This is a genomic window from Lujinxingia sediminis (genome assembly GCF_004005565.1).
GTDB classification, from domain to species: Bacteria; Myxococcota_A; Bradymonadia; order Bradymonadales; family Bradymonadaceae; genus Lujinxingia; species Lujinxingia sediminis.
Genome location: NZ_SADD01000005.1, coordinates 233,461 through 253,957, shown reverse-complemented (window position 1 = coordinate 253,957; position 20,497 = coordinate 233,461). Strand labels below are relative to the sequence as shown.

17 protein-coding genes are annotated in these 20,497 nt (G+C 64.9%); 12 read left to right on the top strand and 5 right to left on the bottom strand.

Annotated features, from left to right (window positions below):
- Positions 1-81 precede the first annotated feature (81 nt).
- The 6 genes from EA187_RS11400 (at position 82) to EA187_RS11375 (ending at position 9,625) form a co-directional block, all read left to right on the top strand.
- Positions 82-675 carry a Maf family protein gene (locus EA187_RS11400; protein WP_127780331.1) on the top strand — a complete coding sequence of 198 codons (594 nt, stop codon included), beginning with the start codon at positions 82-84 and terminating at the stop codon, positions 673-675.
- The gene (locus EA187_RS11395) at positions 672-1,598 is read left to right on the top strand and encodes an RsmB/NOP family class I SAM-dependent RNA methyltransferase (protein WP_127780330.1); all 927 of its coding nucleotides are present in this window, start codon (positions 672-674) and stop codon (positions 1,596-1,598) included. The genes EA187_RS11400 and EA187_RS11395 overlap by 4 nt, the downstream gene beginning before the upstream one ends.
- Positions 1,595-2,134 carry a hypothetical protein gene (locus tag EA187_RS11390; RefSeq protein ID WP_127780329.1) on the top strand — a complete coding sequence of 180 codons (540 nt, stop codon included), beginning with the start codon at positions 1,595-1,597 and terminating at the stop codon, positions 2,132-2,134. Before EA187_RS11395 ends, EA187_RS11390 begins: the two co-directional genes overlap by 4 nt.
- The gene (locus tag EA187_RS11385) at positions 2,131-6,147 is read left to right on the top strand and encodes an ATP-binding protein (protein ID WP_127780328.1); all 4,017 of its coding nucleotides are present in this window, start codon (positions 2,131-2,133) and stop codon (positions 6,145-6,147) included. The genes EA187_RS11390 and EA187_RS11385 overlap by 4 nt, the downstream gene beginning before the upstream one ends.
- 88 nt (positions 6,148-6,235) lie before the next feature.
- The gene (locus tag EA187_RS11380; protein WP_164856210.1) at positions 6,236-7,525 is read left to right on the top strand and encodes a cyclic nucleotide-binding domain-containing protein; all 1,290 of its coding nucleotides are present in this window, start codon (positions 6,236-6,238) and stop codon (positions 7,523-7,525) included.
- 156 nt (positions 7,526-7,681) lie between these two features.
- Positions 7,682-9,625: a S8 family serine peptidase gene (locus EA187_RS11375; protein ID WP_127780327.1), complete on the top strand. Its 1,944-nt coding sequence runs from the start codon at positions 7,682-7,684 to the stop codon at positions 9,623-9,625.
- A 131-nt stretch (positions 9,626-9,756) separates the two neighbouring features.
- Here EA187_RS11375 and EA187_RS11370 read toward each other — a convergent pair whose 3' ends face one another.
- Entirely contained in the window at positions 9,757-10,098 is a 342-nt protein-coding gene (locus EA187_RS11370; RefSeq protein ID WP_115604376.1) for a PilZ domain-containing protein, read from the bottom strand.
- Positions 10,099-10,397: 299 nt separating this feature from the next.
- On the opposite strand from EA187_RS11370, the gene EA187_RS11365 reads away from it, so the two are divergent.
- The 4 genes from EA187_RS11365 (at position 10,398) to EA187_RS11350 (ending at position 12,945) form a co-directional block, all read left to right on the top strand.
- On the top strand, positions 10,398-10,832 hold the full coding sequence (locus EA187_RS11365; protein WP_164856209.1) for a cyclic nucleotide-binding domain-containing protein: 435 nt from the start codon (positions 10,398-10,400) through the stop codon (positions 10,830-10,832).
- 126 nt (positions 10,833-10,958) lie between these two features.
- Positions 10,959-11,567: a hypothetical protein gene (locus tag EA187_RS11360; protein ID WP_127780326.1), complete on the top strand. Its 609-nt coding sequence runs from the start codon at positions 10,959-10,961 to the stop codon at positions 11,565-11,567.
- Positions 11,564-12,466: a matrixin family metalloprotease gene (locus EA187_RS11355; protein ID WP_127780325.1), complete on the top strand. Its 903-nt coding sequence runs from the start codon at positions 11,564-11,566 to the stop codon at positions 12,464-12,466. The genes EA187_RS11360 and EA187_RS11355 overlap by 4 nt, the downstream gene beginning before the upstream one ends.
- The gene (locus EA187_RS11350) at positions 12,463-12,945 is read left to right on the top strand and encodes a hypothetical protein (RefSeq protein ID WP_127780324.1); all 483 of its coding nucleotides are present in this window, start codon (positions 12,463-12,465) and stop codon (positions 12,943-12,945) included. The genes EA187_RS11355 and EA187_RS11350 overlap by 4 nt, the downstream gene beginning before the upstream one ends.
- Here the strand turns inward: EA187_RS11350 and rsmA are convergent.
- A complete protein-coding gene (gene rsmA, locus EA187_RS11345) occupies positions 12,942-13,805 on the bottom strand; it encodes a 16S rRNA (adenine(1518)-N(6)/adenine(1519)-N(6))-dimethyltransferase RsmA (protein ID WP_164856208.1) in 864 nt (287 codons plus the stop codon). The genes EA187_RS11350 and rsmA overlap by 4 nt on opposite strands.
- Before the next feature lie 206 nt (positions 13,806-14,011).
- On the opposite strand from rsmA, the gene EA187_RS11340 reads away from it, so the two are divergent.
- Positions 14,012-15,052 carry a phosphatase PAP2 family protein gene (locus EA187_RS11340; protein ID WP_127780322.1) on the top strand — a complete coding sequence of 347 codons (1,041 nt, stop codon included), beginning with the start codon at positions 14,012-14,014 and terminating at the stop codon, positions 15,050-15,052.
- Here EA187_RS11340 and EA187_RS11335 read toward each other — a convergent pair.
- Positions 14,990-15,775 carry a TatD family hydrolase gene (locus tag EA187_RS11335; protein ID WP_127780321.1) on the bottom strand — a complete coding sequence of 262 codons (786 nt, stop codon included), beginning with the start codon at positions 15,773-15,775 and terminating at the stop codon, positions 14,990-14,992. The genes EA187_RS11340 and EA187_RS11335 overlap by 63 nt on opposite strands.
- Positions 15,776-15,900: 125 nt before the next feature.
- On the opposite strand from EA187_RS11335, the gene EA187_RS11330 reads away from it, so the two are divergent.
- Positions 15,901-16,773: a tetratricopeptide repeat protein gene (locus tag EA187_RS11330; RefSeq protein WP_164856207.1), complete on the top strand. Its 873-nt coding sequence runs from the start codon at positions 15,901-15,903 to the stop codon at positions 16,771-16,773.
- Between the two features lie 15 nt (positions 16,774-16,788).
- On the opposite strand, the gene EA187_RS11325 is transcribed toward EA187_RS11330, so the two are convergent.
- Both EA187_RS11325 and EA187_RS11320 read right to left on the bottom strand, forming a co-directional pair.
- Positions 16,789-19,227 (bottom strand): protein kinase domain-containing protein, encoded by a 2,439-nt coding sequence (locus EA187_RS11325; protein WP_127780319.1) that lies wholly within the window; start codon positions 19,225-19,227, stop codon positions 16,789-16,791.
- Between the two features lie 10 nt (positions 19,228-19,237).
- Complete coding sequence (locus tag EA187_RS11320) at positions 19,238-20,227, bottom strand: PEGA domain-containing protein (protein ID WP_115604357.1); 990 nt, start codon at positions 20,225-20,227, stop codon at positions 19,238-19,240.
- Positions 20,228-20,497: the final 270 nt, after the last annotated feature.

The window sequence follows — 20,497 nt, the reverse complement described above, 5'->3', positions numbered from 1 at the left end:
ATAGCTGGCATCGCCGGCGGACGCGTTCCTGCCGGACACCTCTCCTCTTTGTCGAACACGCCACCTTCGGTCAAACATCCCATGGCAGAACTCTCCCCGCAAAAGCTCATTCTGGCCACCGAGTCGACCTACAAGATCGAACTTCTCGAACGCCTGGGCCTCTCCTTTGAGGCCTGTGCCGCCCACATCGACGAGACGCGACTGCCCGGCGAAGCCCCGGCTGCGATGGCCGCGCGCCTGGCGCTTCAAAAAGCACGACGCGTGGCCGCCGATCACCCGAATGCCTTTGTCCTGGGTGCCGATCAGGTCATTGCCCTCGATCAGACGATCTTCCAGAAACCGGGCTCCGTGGAGGGTGCGGTGGATCAGCTGATGCGCCTGCAGGGAAAGACCCACCGGTTGATCACGGCGATCGCGCTGCGTACCCCTTCCGGCGCGGAGCTGGCCTCGGAGGTTGCCTTTGAGATGGTCATGCGCCCGCTCACCGAGCAGCGGGCTCGGGCCTACGTCGAGACCGACCAACCGCTCTTCTGCGCCGGCTCCTACCGCATCGAAGCCGGCGGCATCCGCCTCTTTGAGGCCGCGCGAGGCGACGACTTTACCGCCATTATCGGCCTGCCCCTGACCCGTGTCTGGTCGCTCCTTGAGCAGACCGGCTACCTTGAGACGTTATGAACGCCATCCCCGACTTCTCACGCTACCGCGATATCATCGAGGACTTCGAGGCCTTTGAGGCTGCACTCGCAAGGCCCCTGCCCCTCTGCGTGTGGGCCAACGATCTGAAGATCGCACCTGCTGAACTTGAGGCCTCCTTTAACTCCCACGGCATCGCGTATGAGCCTCGGAGTTGGCGCCCGGGCACCTACATCCTCGACCCGACCTTGAGCCCGGGCACCCGCTTTGAATACGCCGCCGGGCTCTACCACGTGCAAGAGGAAGTCTCACTGCTGCCGGTGACAGTGCTCGATCCTCAGCCCGGCGAGCGTATCCTCGATACCTGCGCCGCACCGGGTAACAAGAGCGCGCAGATCGCCGTAGCCATGCAAAACACCGGAACACTGATTGCCAACGACCGCGACTACCGCCGTATGCGCGCCGTCAGCCGAGTGCTCGACCGCCTGGGCGTCTTCAACACCTCGCTGATCTGCCACGACGCGGCCAACCTCCCGGCCGACCTCGACAGCTTCGACCGCATCCTGGCCGATGTCCCCTGCTCCTGCGAAGGCACCTCCCGCAAAAACCCGCGCGTAGGCGCTGCCCGCCCCGCCGAACTCAGCCGTATGAGCCGCGTCCAACAGGCGATCCTCAAACGCGCTCTTGATCTCTGCCGTCCGGGTGGCCTGATCGCCTACGCCACCTGCACCTATGCCCCCGAAGAGAACGAGGCCGTCATCAACGCCTGCCTTAACGACCCCGAACTGGGCGACTTCGAGGTGCTGCCCACCCGCATCCCGGGCTTTCATAGCGCGGCGGGTCTGCTAGAGTGGCAGGGAGAGTCCTTCGATCCCCGGCTTGAAAACGCCATGCGTGTCTACCCCCACCATAACGACAGCGGCGGCTTCTTCGTGGCCCTCCTCAAAAAAGGAGGCCACTCATGAGCGCGATCCCACCCACCCTCGCCAGGGCACTCGATGCACTGGGCACACCTGCCATCGACGCCACCCCCTACCTGACGATCCTCAAAGAGCGCTTTGGCATCGACCCCGCCATTCTCGATGAGCTGGTGTTTATCCGCGCCAACAAACGCATCGTCAGCGTCGTCCACCGCGATCATCAACTTCCCACCGAGCCGCGCCCTGACGCCGTCGGCCTCTCGTTTATGCGCGACGATATGGCAGTACCCAAGCTCACAACACCGGCGGCGATGACCTTTGCCCGCTATGCCAGCGTCAACGTCATCGACACCACCGCCGAGCAATGCGACGCCTACCTGACCCGCGAGAACTTTGCGCTCAGTGAGCCTCAGGTCAGCACATGTACCTCGCGTGGCTACGTGCTCATCCGCCACCGCGGCCATGGCCTCGGCGTGGGTTTCCTGCGTGGCACCGACCCCGGTGAGCGCGAGGTTCAGAGCTTCTTTCCCAAGGCGTGGTCCCAGGACGTGACCCGCTCAGCTTTCGGTGAGGTGGAATGAACACCGACGCCCCCCACGAACTTCAGGAGGCGCCGCGCGCCGACGAGTCCCTCGAGCAGGTCCGACTCATCGGCACCGGTGAGCTCGGGGAGTCGTTTGAGGTCTTGCGCATGCGCCTGGCCGAGGGGGAGCCCACCGAGGTCAGCGGAGAGATTCCTCGTCCGGAGCGCTTCGTTCTCAAGAAGCTGACCTTTGCAAGAATCCGCGACCCCGACGAGTTTGCGCGCCACTTCGATAGCCTCACTCGCCTCGATCATCGCAATCTGGCTCGCTACCACGAGATCTTCCGTGGCGAGCAGGTCACCCGACTGATGCGCGACTACGTCGACGGAATGCCGCTCGACGCCTACCTGCTTCGTCCGATCACCGACGCTGAGCAGGTCATCCTAAGCGCCAGCTCCTCCCCCGAGACGCCTGCCGCTTCGCACCACGAAGATGATCTGCCCACCATCGAACTTCCTGCCAGCCTCGATGAAGAGAGCGATCTTCCCACCGAGTCCGAAGAACCATCGTCCCGTGACACCGACGCCGTCCCCGAAGCCCTCGCCACCGATCGCCCCAACACCCTGGAGATCCCCGAGTCGTTGCTCGAAGACTCCGAGGCTGCCGATCGCACGCTCGATCTGATCATCCTGCGCATCCAGGCAATTGGCCCGCAGATCGTCGCGGCCCTGGAGTACCTCCACCGCTTTCGTAAAGTTCACGGCGGGCTCAAGCCGACCAACATCCTGATCAATGAAGCCGGCCAGGTTCGCCTGACCGACTTCGGCCTCCACCCCCACCTGGAGCGCCCGGGCTCCGGCGATCTACGTGCCTGCTACAGCGCGCCGGAGCTTCGCCGAGGCGATTTCAGCCCGGCGGCCGACCTCTACGCCCTGGGCGTGATCCTCTTCGAGGCCCTCGCCGGCAAACCCTTCGACGCCTGCCAGCGCCTGGTTGAGCGCGAGGAAGGCGCCCGACCACGCCTTGAGCGCATCTTCCTCTCGGAGGTTGCTCCGCACTGCCCGGCCGCCTGGGTTAACCTTATCCATGGCCTGCTCGCCAGCGATCCTCAGCGTCGCCCCTCTCTCAACGACGTGCTCGATCTTCTGTCCACCGGCGAGAACCGCTCGGTCACGATCCCGGCCACCGTCGTCGAAGACCGGGAGGTGCTTTACGGACGTCGCGAGATCTTCGACCAGCTCACCACCCGCGCCAGCCTCTGCGCTCAGGAGCGTCGTCTGGGCCTAAGCGTGGTCGAAGGCCCCCAGGGCACCGGCAAAACGGCACTGATCGACGCCCTGGCCCACTGGGCCTCTCAGCTCGGCTGGATCGTGCTGCGGGGACGATGCTTTCATCGCGATACCAGCACCTACCAGGGGTGGGACGAGATCGCCGAGCAACTCGCCACGATCATCGCTCGCCTCCCCGAGAAGTCCCGCCAGCGCATGGAGACGGCCCGCTATCAGGCCGCCCGCATCTTCCCCGCGCTGCACGAGCGACGCGAATCCGACTGCGCAGTTGGCCGACGCTCGGCCATCGACGCGCTTCGACGCGTGCTCGTCGAACTCAGCGAGCAACGCCCGGTGCTCATCGCCCTCGAAGACACCCACTTTGCCGGGCTGGACACCGCCGCACTCCTCGCCGATCTGACAAACGATCCCCGTGGCATGCGCGTCTTCATGCTCACAAGCATCCTCACCGATCCTCGCAAAGACCACGACACCCCTCCCTTTTTCGGCGAGCTCGCGACCTCTCCTATCACGCTGCATCGCGTCGAGGTCCACGGCTTCTCCAAAGAAGAAGCTCGCGAGTATGTGCTGGCCAACGCCGCCAACCTCTCCTTGCGAAGCAAGCAGTTGATTCTGCGACGGGGCAACCTTCACCCGCGTTTGATCGATGAACTTATCTACGAGTTTGAGCAGGCCCCGACCCAGGCCTCCGAAGAGCTCGACGCCGACGAAGCGATGGCGGTCGACGAGCTCCTCACAGCCTTTATCCGACGTCGTGTCGCCCAGCTGACCCGGCCCGAGCGCCTGGGACTTCAGCTGCTCGCGGTGGCCTCATCGCCACTCACCACCCAGACCCTCGGGCTGGCAATGGGGCGGGAGCTCGGAGCAAGTGCCATGAGCGCCCAGGGCGGCGAGGCGGTCATCGAAACTCTTCTTCACCGGCGTCTCGCTCGCCAGTCTCGCGCCCGTGCCGGCGAAGGCCACGACGCGACCTACGCAATCATTCACGACCGCGCCCGCAACGTTCTGCTCAATGAACTCGGCCGCGATCATCACGCGCGCCTCTGTGGCCTTATCGCCGACGCGTTGCGCGAATCCAAAACGGGAAGCGACGCCAGGCGGCTCAATTACCTGCGTCGCGCCGGCCGGCAACGGGAAGCGGTTGAGGTGGCCTTCAGGGTCGCCCACAGCGCACAAAACCGCTTCGCCTGGGATCGCGCCCTGGAACTCTGGCAGGTGATCAACGCCCATGAGCCCGAGGATTCGCCACGTCGAAACGAGATCCACCGCGCGCTCTTCGAGGCTGCCGTCGCCCTGGCTCGCACCGATCAGGCGCGCAACCATCTTCATGCGTTGCTTGCCACCGATTCCATTGAGGATCGCCTTGCGATACGACGCCAGTGGATGGAGGCGCTGCTGGCCTCGGGACACCCCGATGAAGCGATCGACACCCTCGATGACGCCCTTCAAGAGGTGGGCAGCGCGTACCGCCGGGGGCGGCTTCGCGCCGGGTTGCGTGCCTGGCGCCGGCGCCTGGCCGTAGGCCTGGCGCGCTGGTCCGATGCCACCGCGGTGGCGCGCGATCAACGCCCGCCGGCGCGCACCTTTGAGACCGCCCGTTTGCTCTGGCGCGCCAGCGAGGCATCCCACCTCTTGCAAAGCGCTCGCCGCGACCGCCTCACCACACATTTTGCGCGCCTGGCCACCGTCCATAACTACGGCCCCTGGTTGGCCCGCGATCGACTGCAGATGGTCAGCGCGCCGCATCTTCCCTTGATGGTCGACCCGGCCGCACCGGTGGACCGCTGGTTGCAGCAAAGCCTGACCCTCGCCGAACGCTTCGACGACCCCGGCTGCCGCGCCCGCGCCCTGGAGCTTCAGGGCTTACTCGCTGCGCACCGCGGTCGGTGGAGCGATGCGCGCGAGCTGCTGCATCAATCCATCGACACGCTTCAACACGTCGGTATCGATGACGCCATCTTTGCAACCCGCTGGCTCAGTCATATCACCCGTGTGGCCCTGGAACTCGGCCAGATCTCCGACGTGATGCCGATCGTCGACAACCTCGCCCATCGCCTGCGTCGCGACCGCGCCGCCAGCGCCCACATCGCCCTCTGCCGCGTCGATTTGCTCGTGGCCCGGGGCGATATCGAGCAAGCAGCTCTCGCACTCAGCCCGGCAAGTGAGCTTGCAGAGCGTACCCCCAACAGCCTGCTCTTCCTTGAGGTGACCTCCCGACGCGCCACCATCGATCTGGCCCTGGGTCGTCCCGAGTTGGTGATCGCCCACCTCGATCTTCTTCGCGATCAGGTCTTCGACCGCGACTTCCTGGCGCTGCCTCACGTGGAGTTCGCCCTCAACCGTGCGCTGGCGCGTGCTCTCGCCAGCCAGGCCGAGCGCCAACGCACCCTCCAGCAAGAGACACTGACTGCCACGCTCCATCGACTGGCCAGGGTCATCCGCCGGCTTGCACGACATGAGCAGCACCTGGGCCTCTCGGAACGAGCCGCATGGCTACGACTCCGCGCCCGCCTGGCGCTACTACGCGAGCACCACTCACGCGCTGCCCGCTTTGTGCGCCAGGCCATCGACCTCTGCGCTCCCTCCCAGAGCGTGCTCAGCCAGACGCTGAACCAGGAGGCCCTGGGCCTCATCCTCACCCGCCAGGAGCGCCCCGAAGCTCGCCAGATCCTGGAGTCGGCCCGTGCGCTGGCCGCCACCCATGCTTTCTACCTCCCCCTGGTCCTCGAAGGCTGGCCGGTCCCCAGAGCACACGCTGTGCTCAAAGCCGACACCGCCTGAGCTCCCGGGTTGTCCCCCTTGCGCCCATCTTTTAGAGTGGGGCGTCGACTTCGCTGCCAAAAACAACTGCTTCGGAAGGACCTCGGTCATGGTGCAAATCCGCCTCCTCGACCTCCTCAACACCATCGATGATGCCGTCGAGTCTCAAGAGCACGCCCGCGCGCTCCAGCTCATCATGGCCAACTGGTACAACCTCCCCGACCCCTCGCCGCTGCGAGAGCGCACCGCGGTGATCCTTGCCACGGTGGGCCGAAAACGCGAGGCGGTCGAAGTCTACACCCTGGCAGCTCGCCACTACGCCAACGCCGGTTTTCCCACCCGCGCGATCGCCGCTATCAAACAGATGCACGCACTTCACCCGGCCTCCACCGAGCTGCTGGACCACTTCGCCACCCTCTACTCTGTGCGCAGCCCTTACCTGGAGAACGGGCGCCCCCAGCCGAGCTTTCCCCAACCCGCCGGCAACCTCACCACTCAGGTGCATGGCGGCGAGCCCGACCTCGACGAACTCTTTGAACGTGTGCTCGAGCGCGCCACCGACCCCGACGGCACCGCCGAGCGTCCGGGCAGCCTCCCGGCGCTCCCCCTGCTCAGCGTGCTACCGCCAGACGCCCTTCGCCGGGTGCTCGACTTTGTCGACTACGAGATCTTCCCGAACGCTCAGCTCGTCTTCGAGCCCTCCCAGAAGTCGGCGGACCTCTTATGGACCGTCAGCAACGATCTCACCGTCAACGAAGGCACCAAAACCTTCCGTATCCCGGCCGGCTCCCTGCTCGGACTCAACGCCTTCGGCGGCAGCGAGCGCGCCCCTCGCTACCGTGTGCTCAGCGAGCGCGGCAGCGAGTGCCTTCGACTGGCTCAAAGCGCGATCGGCAAACTCAACGACGAGCTTCCCGACTTCCTCAACCGCCTGGCCACGCTTCGACGCCACGCGCTGACCGAAGGACTTCTCGATCGCCACGAGCTCTTCACCCACCTCAGCGCGGAGGAGCGGGCCCGCGTCGTCGGGCGTTTCACAGGTCTGACCCTCGACAAGGGCACCCTTTGCGTGCGTCAGGGACGCCCCAGCCCCGGCCTCTTCATCCTCCTCGATGGCAAAGTGGATATCATCCGCAAAGACGACGACTGGGAGATCACGGTCGCCACCCTGGGCATCGGCGAAGTCGTCGGCGAGGTAGGGCTGGTGGCTAGCGATCAGGCCACCGCCACGGTCGTGTGCACTGCCGCAGGCCACGCCCTATTCCTGGCGCGAGAAGATTTCGAGATCCTTGCCTCCGAACACCCACCCATCGCACAGTTTACAGCACGCCTGGCCCGCGAGCGCCTCGACGCCATCGAGAGCACACTCTCGGCCCAGGATTTGGCCGAGGTTCCCTGAAGCGCTACACTCCAGGTGCAGACCGACGACGCTTTGCCGGGAATTCTGCCGGTGCTTAGCTTCGTTTGAGTTCTGAGCAACGCCTCACCAGCGCGTCACCGCGGCTTTGCCGCCGCTCGCGCCTGCAACGAACCTACTTGACCGAGGACTGGACGGATGATGCGACCGACACGCCCCCTGAAACGCCGCCTCGCGCCGGCATGCGCTACCTTCGCCGGCCTCGCCCTCTTCCTGGGCCTCAGCGGTGTCGCCACCGCGCAAAGCGCCCCCGACGTCAGCCCGGCCGCTCCCTGGCAGGCCTGTCTCAATGGTGCCACTCCCTCCACACAAAACGTCCCCGGCGTCGACATCAGCGGCCTGGACACCATCCCCGCCGATCGCGACATCCTCGACACCAACCCGGCCTACGATGAAGTCGTCCTCGATTTCGACGACGATCTCTCCAACGACGAGATCCTGGCCTTTACCCGGGCCCAGAACTTAAGCGCTGAGCTCAACAGCCCCTTCTCCGATGACGAGAACGTCTTCGTAGCCCGCGTCGAAGAGGGCGCCGTTCCCTACGTCAAAGACTGCCTCCGTGCCACAGCCCCGGACGGCTGGCTTGAGAGCATCGAAGAGAACATCGAATACCGGGCCTACTTTGTGCCTGACGATCCGCTCTACCAGTTCCAGTGGAACTTTGAGCAGGTTGGCGCCGAAGAAGCCTGGAAAGTCTCCACCGGCCGCGACGTGGTCGTCGCCGTCATCGACACCGGCGTGACTGTCTCCGACGACGCCCGCCGGGGCATCAAAGTCGGTAAAGACCTCCAGGGTGTTGCGACCGTCCCCGGCTATGACTTCGTCGATAAAACCGACTTCGTCTACGACGGTCATGGCCATGGCACCCACGTTGCCGGCACCATCGCTCAGGCCACCAACAACGGCTACGGTGTGGCCGGTCTGGCCTTTGAATCCAAAATCATGCCGCTGCGCGTGCTCAACAGCCGGGGCTTTGGCTCGGTCGCCGACATCGCCGATGCCGTACGCTTCGCCGCCGACAACGGCGCGCAGGTCATCAACATGAGCCTGGGCGGCCCGCTTCCCAGCCTGGTCCTTAAACGAGCCGTCGACTACGCCCACAAGAAAGGTGTGACCGTCGTGGCCGCCGCCGGCAACGGCGGAAAGCGCTCGCCGAGCTACCCGGCGGCTTACGACCACGCATTCGCCGTGGCTGCCACCCAGTTTGATCAGCGCACCACCTTCTACTCCCAGTGGGGAACCTACGTCGATATCGCCGCTCCCGGAGGAAACACCCGCATCGACCAGAACGGCGACGGACGCCCCGACGGTATCATGCAGGAGACTCACCCTGCCGGGCAGACTAACAAGCACGAGTTTGCCCTCTACATGGGCACCTCCATGGCCAGCCCGCATGTCGCCGCGGCCGCCGCACTCGTCATCGCCACCGGCGTCACCCACCCTGACAAGGTACAGGAGGTCCTGCAGAAGGCGGCAAACACCTCCATGCGTGACAAGTACAAGAGCGAGGAAGAGTACCGTGAGCGCTACGGCGCCGGCCTGCTTCAGGCCGATAAGGCCGTCGTGCAATCCACCACCGACCAGGGCACCACCCGCTACGGCGGTGCCCTTCTCCTGGTGCTCCTCACCGCCTTCGGTTTGCGCCGTCGCGACATGATGGGACGCCTCCCCGACCACCTGCCCCTGGTTGCCACCAGCGCCGCAGTGGTCGCCGGCGGCCTCTTCTTCGTCCCCCTTCTTGTCCCGGCCGGCGGCACACTTGGCTTCGTGGCCAACGTCATCGGACGTCCCCTGGCCGAGGCCAACGTGCTCGTCTCCGGTCTTGGCGCACACCAGAACCCGCTGCTCGCCAGCTTCCTCATCCCGCTGGTGGCCTACGCCTTCCTCGGTGGTCACCGCGTCGGGCGCGCCCTGGCCGGCGGCATCGCCCTGGGCATGGCCGGCTTCAGCCTCACCGAGGCGTTCCAGCTCACCTCCGACGTCAGCTGGATCCCGGGCATGAACATCCTTGACCGCGTCTGGCTCGCGGCCAACGGACTGCTCAGCCTTGCGATCGGCTTCTTCGGCCTCAAGCGCGACTGAGGTTGAATCCACGCATCCAGTCTGACTAAGAAAACGCCCCGCCGGCATCAGCCGGCGGGGCGTTTTCTTAGTCAATGTTACGATGTCACGGCTCTCCCCGAAAACCCGAGGCGATCATGCTCTGCATGCCCTCAGAGCGAAAACTCCGGAAACCCCTCCGAGATCGCCTGAGCCCGCAGCCACGCCCGCAACTTCACAAAATGTCCGTGCGAGATGTTCGTAAAGCGCACGCCCACCTGCCCGTCTGCATCATAAACCTTCTGGCCGGCCACCCAGATCGGCTCCTCCTCACCCGGAAGCGCAAACTGCAACTGCACCGACTCGCCCTCACTGCGGTAGGCCTCGGCCACCCGCTCCAGCCGGATGCCCCCCAGCGACACATCGGTCGCCCGGCAGATGTTGGTATGCCCGGACTCGATCTTATTGAGGATCATATCACAGCCTACGCGCTGCTGTTTACGTTGCTCCGTCATATCGACCTCCCTGTCGTCTTGGGCCTCTCACAAGACCCTTCATCACACGCCACCATGGCATCGCATCAAGGCCGCAACCCGCGAGCCCCGTGCACCCCTTAGAGCTACCACGCATCGGCTCGCGCTCAAGAAATTGCCCCTGACTTCCCCCACCCTCGCGGACGTCCCGTCAACGCCATCACGACGCTTCGTCTGCCACGATGATTGCATCGCCCTCGTCCCCGTTGATACCCTCCCCGGCCTATGGCATTGCCAGGCAGACGTCTGGCATCCCCTTGACCCCCTGTGATGAGAACACAATGACCGAAAAGATCGCCGAAACCATCCAGGAAAGCCCCCTCTTCAAACACCTGAGTGAGGCCGATGTGAAGGCGCTCATCAGCGCCAGCGATCTTAAGATCTTTCAGCCTGGCGAACGCATTATCGCAGAGGCTCAGGCTGTCGATCATCTCTACATCGTGCTCACCGGCCGCATCCGCGTCTGGACCCTCGGCCCCGCCGGTGAGGTGGAACTTAAAACGATGGGCCCCGGCGCCTACTTCGGGGAGGTTTCGCTGATGAGCGGCAACACCGCCACCGCCACCGTCGAAGTCAAGACCGGTCCAGCCCAGGTCGTCGCCCTCCGCAAGGAAGCCCTGCTCGCGGTGGTCGAGCGCGACGAGAAAATCCGCAAGATGCTCCAGGGCGTCACGCTGGCTCGCGCCAAAGACACCATTGGCAAGGTCTTCAAATAAGCTGTCGCTCGTCAGGGGAGCTGCCCTGATTATCTTCTTGAGAATGCCAGGCGCGCAGGTGTGGTTCTCCGATATGTGCTCTCCGCCCCTTGCCAGCTCCTCCCCTGCCCGACCTTCGAGGTCACGATGTTCAAGCCTCTCATCGCACTGATGTCAACGCTGACGCTATGGCTGCTGGCCGCGAACGCCACGGCCGCCACGCTGCCCCGTATGGATCTCGAGGAGCTTGTCGTGCGCTCCGATGCGGTGGTCGTCGCCCAGGTCGAGACGATCACCACAGAACTCGATGCGCGCGGCCGCGTCGTCTCCACCATCACGCTCACGGTGCGCGAAACCCTCAAAGGCCCCGCCCGGCGCACCGTCGCCATTCGACAACTCGGCGGCTACCACGGCGATGTTGGCACCCGCGTGCCCGGCATGCCCGTCTTTCAGATCGCCGATCGGGGCGTCCTCTTCTTAAGCGGAAATGTCGCGCAACACCCTGCCTCTGTCACGGGCCTGGCCCAGGGCTTCTTCCGTGTGGCACTCGGCCCCGATAGCGCCACCGAGTTTGCCATCCCCCAGGTCAACAACCTGAACCTCGTCGTCCGCGATCGCGCACAGACCGCCGCGACAACCTCGCAGCTCCGGAGTGTTGCTCCGGCCGAGTTGCACCAGCAGGCCCATGACCTCAACACCTTCAAGGCCCGCATTCGCACCATCGTCGACGAGACTCAGCCCGAGGAGCCGCGATGATGCTGCCTGATACGCGTCACATCACTCTCCTGGGCCTCCTCGCCGCCATCGCCCTTCCCTCGTGCACTCACGAAGATGCCTGGGATGAAGAGCCGATGGTCGAAGAGGAAGTCCCGCTGAGCAACGACTTCCGTCGCACCATGACCTGCGAGCCCGATCTGGGGCTGCCCTGCGACGGCTACCCCAAAGTACCGGTGGAGTGGCCCTCGCTCACCGTCCCTTACTATATCAACGAATCGGGTTCGCCGAATTTGCACCCCGACGACACCACCATCCCGGCGGCGCTTGAAGCCGACATCGTCAGCGCATTTGACGCGTGGAACGCCCCCGAATGTTCCGAGTTCTTGCTGGACTACCGCGGCACCACTGCATTTCAGGCCGACTACATCAACGGACCTCCATCGCAGAACGTCAACGTCTTCGTCTTCCGGGATGAATCCTGGCCAGGCCAGAACGGCCAGGCCATCGCGCTGACGACCGTGACCTTCAGCCGACTCGACGGCCGCATCCTCGACGCCGACATCGAAATGAACGGCGCAGACTATGTCTTTAGCAACGCCGAAAGCGGCGAAGCCGGCACCATGGATCTTCGCAACACCCTTACCCACGAAGTCGGCCACTTCCTGGGACTGGACCACGCCCCCAATCCCGACACCACCATGTATGCCACTGCCCGCGAGGGTGAGATCGATAAGCGCGATCTGCACCCCGGCGACATCGAGGGACTCTGCGCGATCTATCCCCTGGGCACACCCGATGTCACCCCACCCTCGCAACCTGCGCAACAGGGCGGCATCTGCTCACTTGTCGCCCCGGACCAGCCCGACCATAGCGCTCTGCTCGCCGGCGCACTTCTGGCGCTCGGCATGATCTGGCGTCGACGCCGGGCCGGCGCATGAGCCTGCGCCCGCTGCTCGATGACGAGCGCCCCGTAGTCATCGAGGCGCTCACCAACGCCGGGGTCGGCCCGCGCCTCCTGGTCGAGCGCGCCGCCCACATCGCGCGCATTATCGCCTACCCCGACGATCGCCCCGCCCTCTACGGACCGCGCGATCTCATCGCTCATACCGCGCTCCGTCGTAGCGCCGCAGGCATTGCCCTGCACGATCGCATCTACATCCGCCAGCGCATCTTCTCGGCCGACCTGCGCCTGCCTCTCTACCTCGTCACCCACGAGATGGCCCACGTGGTGCAATACCTCCGCGATGGCTCCGCCAACTTTTTGGCGCGTTACTTCCGTGAGTACGCCGCCGGCTTGCTCGCGGGACTGGGCGACCGCCAGGCCTACCTCAACATCTCTTACGAAGTTGAGGCCCGCCGCGCCGAGACATTCCTCCCCCCCCACCTTCACCGCAGCTCCTCCCCCCGCCCCACTTAAGCCCGAAGCGCGTCGGCGATCTTCAGAAAGTCGTCAAACCCCACCCGCTCCGGCCTCACCTTCGGCGAAAGCCCGGCCGACTCAATCGCCGCCACAACCTGATCTTTGGGGAGCTTGAGCGCCTTAAGCCCGTTCGGCAAGGTCTTGCGACGCGCCTGAAACGCCGACTTGACCACCCGCTCAAAAAACGCGCGTCGCTCATGATCCTCAATGCGTGTCTTCGGCAACATCTCGAAGTTCACCACCGAACTATGCACCTTCGGCGGCGGCACGAAGGCTCCGGGCGGCAGGCTCATGACGATCTCCGCGTCCGCATAAAGCTCCACCATCAAGCTCAGCGCGCCGTAGTCCTCCTCGCCGGCTTTCGCCACCATGCGCTGCGCCACCTCCCGCTGGTACATCAACGTCATCGAGCCAATCGTCTCGCGCAGCTCAAAGAGCCGAAAGGTAACCTCCGTCCCCACGTTGTACGGGAGGTTCGCCACCGCCTTCCAGGGGCCGGGGCGGCTGCTCACAATCGCGGCCAGGTCGGTTTTCAGCGCATCCCCCGGATGCAGCGTAAATCCCCACGCCTGGGGCAGGGCCTCCTGCAAAAACGCCACAGCGTCGCGATCGATCTCGATCGAGTCCACCCGCGCCCCCGCCTGCAACATCATCAGGGTAAGCGTCCCGCAGCCCGGCCCGATCTCCAACACCGACTCACCAGGCTTGAGCCCGGCGCAGCGCACGATCTCATCGAGAATGCTCGGATCCACCAGAAAATGCTGCCCAAACTGCTTCTTGGTACGCTGCCCGAAGGCGCGTAAGAGATCCCCCGGCGTCAGCGCGTGCGAAGGATGCTTCTGCGATTGATCTGCCACAACCACCTGCTTTGATTGAACTTTCACATATTCGACCGGACGCCACTGCGGCATCCTTGATCTTTCTGAAGGTCGGAACCATAAGTTCGCCGACCGCCACACCCGCTCCTTATAGGCAGCGAGCCCGCTTGCAGGCAAACGCCTCGCTCCGACAGCGCCACTCTCATGCGCTCCGACAGCGCCCACCTTCTGTGCACGCATACATCATGAACTTCACTCGCCCCCATTTCAGCGCGCTCTTCGCGGCGCTGCTCTTCGTCTTCAGCGCGCCCGCGCTGACCCTCGCCCAACAGCCCGCCTCGGAGCCCGCGCCTGCCGTAGAAGCATCACAGCCCCCCTCCACTACGGCGACGGTTCCCCTGTCCCAGAACTACTCCCCCGTGGCTCTGGGCACCCTGGGCGTGCTTTTTCCCACCTCGGCGGTGCTCACCGTCTTCGGCGGTCGCCTCTTCGCCGCACCGGTGCCCGCGATGGGCACGCCCACCCCGGGGAGCCTCGACTACCGCGTCGCCGAAACCTTTCACGGCAATCTCGAAACCGGCGCGCCCTTCCTGGGAGGCATCCCCGACTATGGTGGGTACGCCCTCAGCGCGCTCCCGATGCTCTACTACGGACTGGGCGCCACCTGGTCAGGACTCACAGGCAAGAGCCTCTACCCCTGGCAGGGCCCCTACCACCTGCACTCCACGATGGCGTATCTGGAGAGCTTTACCTGGACGGCGCTCCTGACCACCGCCGCCAAATTCTTCGTGGGCCGCGCGCGCCCCTACGTCGCACTGGAGCGACGCGCCTACGGCTGGCACGGCGGCGAGGATTACCTCTCGTTCTTTTCGGGTCACTCCTCGTTGAGTTTTGCGGCGGCGACCTTTCTGGCCCGAGATATAAGCGATGGGCTCTACCACCGCGTGCTGGCCGACGCCGAACCGACCGAGCGTTTTTTGCTCGGTCGCGCGCTGCCCTACACCCTGCTCTACGGCGCGGCGACCACCGTTGCGGTGAGTCGACTCTACGATCAGAAACACTTTCTCTCCGACGTCGTCGTCGGCGCGGCGGTGGGGACCCTGATCTCGACGCTGGTTTATAACACCCGCTTTGACGCGCGCGGCGTACCCCGCACGCGCCGTGGCCTTGCCCTCGACGTCGCCCCCAGCCCCTCGCCGGCTCCAGCGCACCACCAGGCACGCTCAACCATCGATGACCGCGCGGGCGTTTCCACACACAAGCGCCTCGACCTCGCCATCCCCTGAGCCCAGCGCTCGCAACGCCTCGACCGTCTTGGGGATCGCGAGCAGGTCCGATCCCCCCACCCGAAGTGCCGAGCTCAACGCGATGCGCTCACATGAGCCCAACGCTTCCATCGCATCGCGCACCACCCGGGCCGCACGGCGAGGCTCCAGCGTCGAAGCCCCCACCGCCACGCCGGCCCCAAAGCCGCTCTGCACCACATTGACCAGGGTCGTCGCGTCGACGTGCATCATCAAAACCCGCGACGGATCGGCCCGAAGTTTCTCCAGGCGTTGCATCATCTTATAGGTCAGCGTCACACGAAGATCGCGCGGCGGCGTCACGATGACAGCCTTGATCCCCGCCTCCTGCGCGATCTTCACCTGCCGTTCAAAGAGCTCCCACTGCGACGCCGAGTCCTCCCACACGCCCACCTCTCCAAGTGCCACCACTGCAGGCAAGGCCAGGAGCTCGGGCATGCGACGCCACACCTCATAATGTGCACGCCGCGGTCGCATCCCCGGCAACACTCCCAGCGCTGCGCTGGCTTCCAGGCCGCAGCGCTCCATCCGGCGAACCTCGGCGCCTGCATGCGCCTCCATCGCCGCAAGAAGCTCCTCGGCCCGCTCTGGCGCTTGCCCCAGCGACAGGCAGCTCACCACGCGCTCGGTTCCGAAGTAGGCCAGGTTCTTAAGGTCAGCGTCGCTCTGGGTGCGACTTCGGATATGGGGATCGAAGATCTTCAAAAGCGCGCTCGTCAATGTTAGCGAAGAAGGTGATTCGTCCTCATGACGTCACCGGGCGATGCGAATGGCGACGCCCCCCTCGCCACCCGCTTCACCGTGCGACGCCCTCATTCGGGAGTTTACCTATGTCCCACCACAGCTGGCGAGGCCTGTCTTCAGCAGCCATCCTCGCGACCCTTCTCAGCAGTGCAGCCTGCGCCCACAAGCCTGGTCCCGGTGAGCTCTACCTGACCGACGCACGCGCCGCGCTCGATAGCGATCGCCCCGACGAAGCTCGCGCGCTCGCTGAACTGGCCCTTGATGAGGAAGACACCTCCCGGCGCGACGCCCTCCTGCTGCTTGCCAGCACCCACCGCGCCCTGGCTGAGAAGGCCCGGGCCGAGGGCCGCCCGGAAGACGCCATCGCCAGGCTCCGCGAGGCCGCTGCCGTGGAGCCGGCCACAGCGCAGCGCCGCGTCGACCTGCGCCAGGCCCTCACCATGGCCCGCGAGATCACGCTGCCGGCCGATCGCCTGCAACCCCTGCTCACAGACGCCCTCAATCTCTTTCCCAATGACCCCGAACTTCACCGCGACACCGCCCGCGCCTTCGAAGAGCTCGGCCGTATCGACGATGCCATCGCCCACTACCTCTGGCTCTGGACCGCCTCGCCAGGCGACCGCCAGGCCGGCCTGCGCCTGGGCATCCTTCTCCTCTCCGAGGGCCGCCACCGCGAAGCGCTCTCCTACCTAAACACCCTCTACGAGAGTCACCCCGACGATCTTCAGGTGGGCCTCAACCTCACCGACGCCCTGGAGCATCTGAATCGCCCCTCTCAGGCCACTGTAGTCTTCGACGAGCTCCTGGATCGCCTCGGTGAGCAGCCCGGGCTACTCTTTCGCTACGCGGCCTTCCTGGAGCGTCAGGGCCGTCCAGAAGATGCCCGCCAGATGCAGGCTCGCGCCCGCGACGCCATGCCCGCCCTGGAGCAACGCGACGACATGCGCCCCCTGCGCTAATGCAACAGCAAACCCTCAGGCACGCGCTGGCATGGCAGCACTCAGCGCGTCGATCACCTCATTGGCCGACTGATAACGTCGATTGGGTTCCTTCTCCAGCAGCTTCAAGATCATCGCGTCCGTCTCCTCGCTCAACCCCGGGTTGATCGAGCGCGGCGAGGGCGGACGCGTATGCAGGTGATGGTAGCTCAAATCCCCCTTGAAGAAGGGGACGGTGCCCGTCGCACACTCAAAGATGGTGCATCCCAGGCTATAAAGATCGCTGCGAAAATCGATGTCTTTGCCGATGATCTGCTCTGGCGACATGTAGAAGGGCGTGCCCACCTGCTGGGTGTGGTTGTTCTGGTACTCCTTCAAAAACTTCGCCAGACCAAAGTCCATCACCTTGAGCGCCCGGTCGCGGGTCGTCATCACGTTGCCGCTCTTGATATCGCGGTGAATGATGCCCTTGCCGTGCGCATAGTGCAGCGCTCGACTGCACCCCATCAAAATATGGCGCACCTTGTCGTCGGATAGCGCTCCGGTGCGGCGAACAAGCTCCTTAAGCGTCGTCCCCTCCACAAACTCCATGGCCATATAATACTCGCCATCCTGCTCGCCGGCGTCGTAAATCGTGACAATGTTCGGGTGGGAGAGCGCCGCGGCAGCGCGCGCTTCACGCAGAAAGTACTTCACCGCAGTTTCGTTATCGCGCAGGTTCTCGCCAAGAATCTTAAACGCCACCACGCGGCCCAGCACCGTATCGCGCGCCTTATAGACAATGCCCATCCCGCCCCGCGCGATCTCTTCGAGAATCTCGTAGCGCCGCGTCTCTTCGCCTTCAGCCCCACCCCCACCGAAAAGCCCGCTGGTGGTTCGACCGGTCAGCGTCCCGCGGCGCATCCGTTTGCGAATCGCCCCCACACGCATCGTTGTATCCTCGAAGTTGGGCTCAACCTCCAGGACCTTGCTGTAGCACTCCAGGGCTCCGGCCAGGTCGGGCTCCTCCTCCAGCGCACGCCCCATCTTGTAGAGCAGCGGCAGCGTCGCTGGCGATGCCTCACGATTGCCCAGAGCAGCGCGGTACTTGCCATAGGCCTTCTCCGCACGGCCCTGCGCGCGCAACACATCGCCCTGCAGCTCCAGACTGCGACTGTACATCGCGTCGCGAGAGTCGATCTTGGAGAGCGCACCGAGGGCCTCCTCGTACATGCGATGCTCAAAACGCAGACGTCCCACCCTGAAGTAGTCGCCCTGCTCCTCAAGCACCCGCAGCTGCCCCTCCACATCCCCGGCTTCCTGGTAATACTCGGCGGCCCGCGCCAACTGACCGGCCTGCTCGGCGCAACGCGCGGCATGCGCAAAACGTGGAATCTCCAGATAGAGCTTGAGCGCCTCCTCAAACTCGCCGAGCCGCTCGTAGAGCTCCGCTGCCTGCTCCATCTTACCGACTTCCGCGAAGAGCTCCGCTGCCTGCGCGTACTCCCCGGCGTCGCGAAGATGTGCCGCCGCCTCTCCACGCTCGCCATCGGCCAGGGCTACCTGCGCTCGCATACGCGCGGCCCGCTTGGCCTCACCGGCCTCTTCCAGGAACTTCGCGGCGAGCTCCGGCTGACGCGCTTCGATCAACAGATCTGCTGCCCGGGTAAAGTCACCCGAGACGCGCAGCGTCTCAGCGGCCTCCGCCGCAAAGCCCGCTGCCAGAAAGATCTCACCGGCGCGCTGATTCTCGCCGGCCTCCCGGAACAACTCCCCGGCGCGTCGAGCCTGCTCCCGAAGCTCATCGGGAAGCGCCGCCACATCAACACCATGCTCGGCGCGATGCCGCTCCACATGGCGCGCATAATACTCCGCCGCCTCCCCCGGGCGCCGGGCCGCGTCGTAGGCCCGGGCCGCCTCCAGCCAACGCTCCGCGCGCACATAATTCTCGGCCGCGCGGCGCATATCATCGGCCCGCTCATAATGCTGCGCCGCACGCTCCCAGGCCCCCGACTGAAAGTACTCCGCGGCTGCCGAGCGCTCGTCACCCATCTGCTCATAAACCCGTGCGGCCTGTTCGTGATCCCCGGCGCGTTTGAAGCAATAGATCGCCTGAAGTCGGCTCCCCGCCTGCTCAAAGGTGCGCGCAGCCTTCAAAAACACGCCCCCCTTAAAGTACGCCTCCGCCGCCTCATCGAGCGCCTCGGCCCGCGTCAAAAGATCGCCGGCGACCTCAAACTCTCCCGACGCAATCGCCTTATCGACCCGAGCCCGAGTCTCCCGCGGCAGCATCTGCACCGGCGCGCTGTTGCTCGCGCTCATCGCCACGCGCACCCAACGCATCCCCGCAAATACCACCCCGACAAGCACACCGACGGCGACAAGTCCCCCCACCAGCGCAATCCAGGACGAGAGGCTGGTGCCATAGCCCACACCCTCAGCCAGGTCCACGTAATCCGCGACCTGCGCCACCAACCACACGCCTGTTCCGCTCATGGAGATACCCTCAGAATCGACCACGCAGCTGCACAAACCCGCCCTCAGGGCTAACACCGCCCTCAAAGCTCAAGCCCTCATCCGAGGCACCTTCGCCCTGGCTGACGTTATAAATGAGCATACCCACACCGGCCGCGGTCAGCACACCGCCGGCAATGTAGGCCACCCGCGCGGTCTGAAAGTAACCGGTGGCGTCGCTCTTCAGCCCGTCAAGCTCCCCGCGGGTCGCGCCAACAGCCTGTTTGTCGTAGGAGTTCACCTCTTCGGTCGCACTGTTCTGAAGGAGCGTAAACACCCCGCCGGTGGCCAGCGCCGCCACCCCCAGACCGGTCGTCGTCCAGCCCCACGTTCCCAGCGTGCCGCCCTCTCCCTCCACGCTGCTGACATCCTCCAGAGCCACCAACACCGGCGCCGCCTCAACGAGCACCGGAGCCCAGGTGTAGCTGCCTTCGGCCTCGGCACTCTCCTGCCAGATCGCCTCCTCATACCCCTCGGCGCGCAGCACCACGGTCACCTCTCCCGGGCCCACATCCACCCGGGCAGGCGTCACACCGAGTTCTTGCTCTCCTCCCTCGGCATCCACGGCTACGATCGTCGCACCGGCAGGCTCACTGCTCACATCGAGGATCGCGGGAACCTTCTCGCGCAACATCGGCACCACCTCGGCGATGCGCCCGATGAACTCGATATCCTGCCCCTCATCGAGATAGGTCGTGTAGTGTTCGATCGCTTCGCGATACATCCCGAGGCTCTCGGCGGCCTGCCCCATCCGATACAGGATCGTCGGCTCCGGAAGCTCCTCATACGCCTCACTATAAAGGTCGTAGGCAGTCTGGTAGTCCTCGGACTCGAACGCGTCGTTGGCTGCGCGGATCGTCTCCAACATCGACATTCCCTGCGCCATCACGGGCGAGCTCAGCGCCAACGCGCCCACCAGAAGACAAAGCCCCACCAGCGTTCGCCAGAGCGCGCCCGGCGCGTTGTTACGAAAAACCACCATCACCTGCCTCCTCAAAATGACTGACGCGCCGAGTTTTTGCGCGTCGATGCGTGACTCCGGCGAGCCGGGCTTCACGTAGAATGCTTAAAGTATCCTGGACATCGTCTCACGCGTGTCATCGTAACGCCGGGCCGCCAACGCGCGCAACCTCCGCCTTTGCCCATCGCCCTCCCTGATATCCCCGCGCAGTCATACCGGCCGGCCTTGCGCCTTCGATGGAATCTGGGAAGATGACGCGCCGCTTCATGTCGCGCCTGGCGCCGGATAATG

What these genes read in the sequence shown, in the direction of transcription:
- EA187_RS11340 (WP_127780322.1), top strand. Translation starts at nt 14,012, where the DNA reads ATGAACTTCACTCGCCCCCATTTCAGCGCGCTCTTCGCGGCGCTGCTC.
- EA187_RS11400 (WP_127780331.1), top strand. Translation starts at nt 82, where the DNA reads ATGGCAGAACTCTCCCCGCAAAAGCTCATTCTGGCCACCGAGTCGACC.
- EA187_RS11350 (WP_127780324.1), top strand. Translation starts at nt 12,463, where the DNA reads ATGAGCCTGCGCCCGCTGCTCGATGACGAGCGCCCCGTAGTCATCGAG.
- EA187_RS11320 (WP_115604357.1), bottom strand. Translation starts at nt 20,227, where the DNA reads ATGGTGGTTTTTCGTAACAACGCGCCGGGCGCGCTCTGGCGAACGCTG.
- EA187_RS11370 (WP_115604376.1), bottom strand. Translation starts at nt 10,098, where the DNA reads ATGACGGAGCAACGTAAACAGCAGCGCGTAGGCTGTGATATGATCCTC.
- EA187_RS11390 (WP_127780329.1), top strand. Translation starts at nt 1,595, where the DNA reads ATGAGCGCGATCCCACCCACCCTCGCCAGGGCACTCGATGCACTGGGC.
- EA187_RS11330 (WP_164856207.1), top strand. Translation starts at nt 15,901, where the DNA reads ATGTCCCACCACAGCTGGCGAGGCCTGTCTTCAGCAGCCATCCTCGCG.
- EA187_RS11395 (WP_127780330.1), top strand. Translation starts at nt 672, where the DNA reads ATGAACGCCATCCCCGACTTCTCACGCTACCGCGATATCATCGAGGAC.
- EA187_RS11355 (WP_127780325.1), top strand. Translation starts at nt 11,564, where the DNA reads ATGATGCTGCCTGATACGCGTCACATCACTCTCCTGGGCCTCCTCGCC.
- EA187_RS11360 (WP_127780326.1), top strand. Translation starts at nt 10,959, where the DNA reads ATGTTCAAGCCTCTCATCGCACTGATGTCAACGCTGACGCTATGGCTG.
- EA187_RS11365 (WP_164856209.1), top strand. Translation starts at nt 10,398, where the DNA reads ATGACCGAAAAGATCGCCGAAACCATCCAGGAAAGCCCCCTCTTCAAA.
- EA187_RS11375 (WP_127780327.1), top strand. Translation starts at nt 7,682, where the DNA reads ATGATGCGACCGACACGCCCCCTGAAACGCCGCCTCGCGCCGGCATGC.
- EA187_RS11325 (WP_127780319.1), bottom strand. Translation starts at nt 19,227, where the DNA reads ATGAGCGGAACAGGCGTGTGGTTGGTGGCGCAGGTCGCGGATTACGTG.
- EA187_RS11380 (WP_164856210.1), top strand. Translation starts at nt 6,236, where the DNA reads ATGGTGCAAATCCGCCTCCTCGACCTCCTCAACACCATCGATGATGCC.
- EA187_RS11385 (WP_127780328.1), top strand. Translation starts at nt 2,131, where the DNA reads ATGAACACCGACGCCCCCCACGAACTTCAGGAGGCGCCGCGCGCCGAC.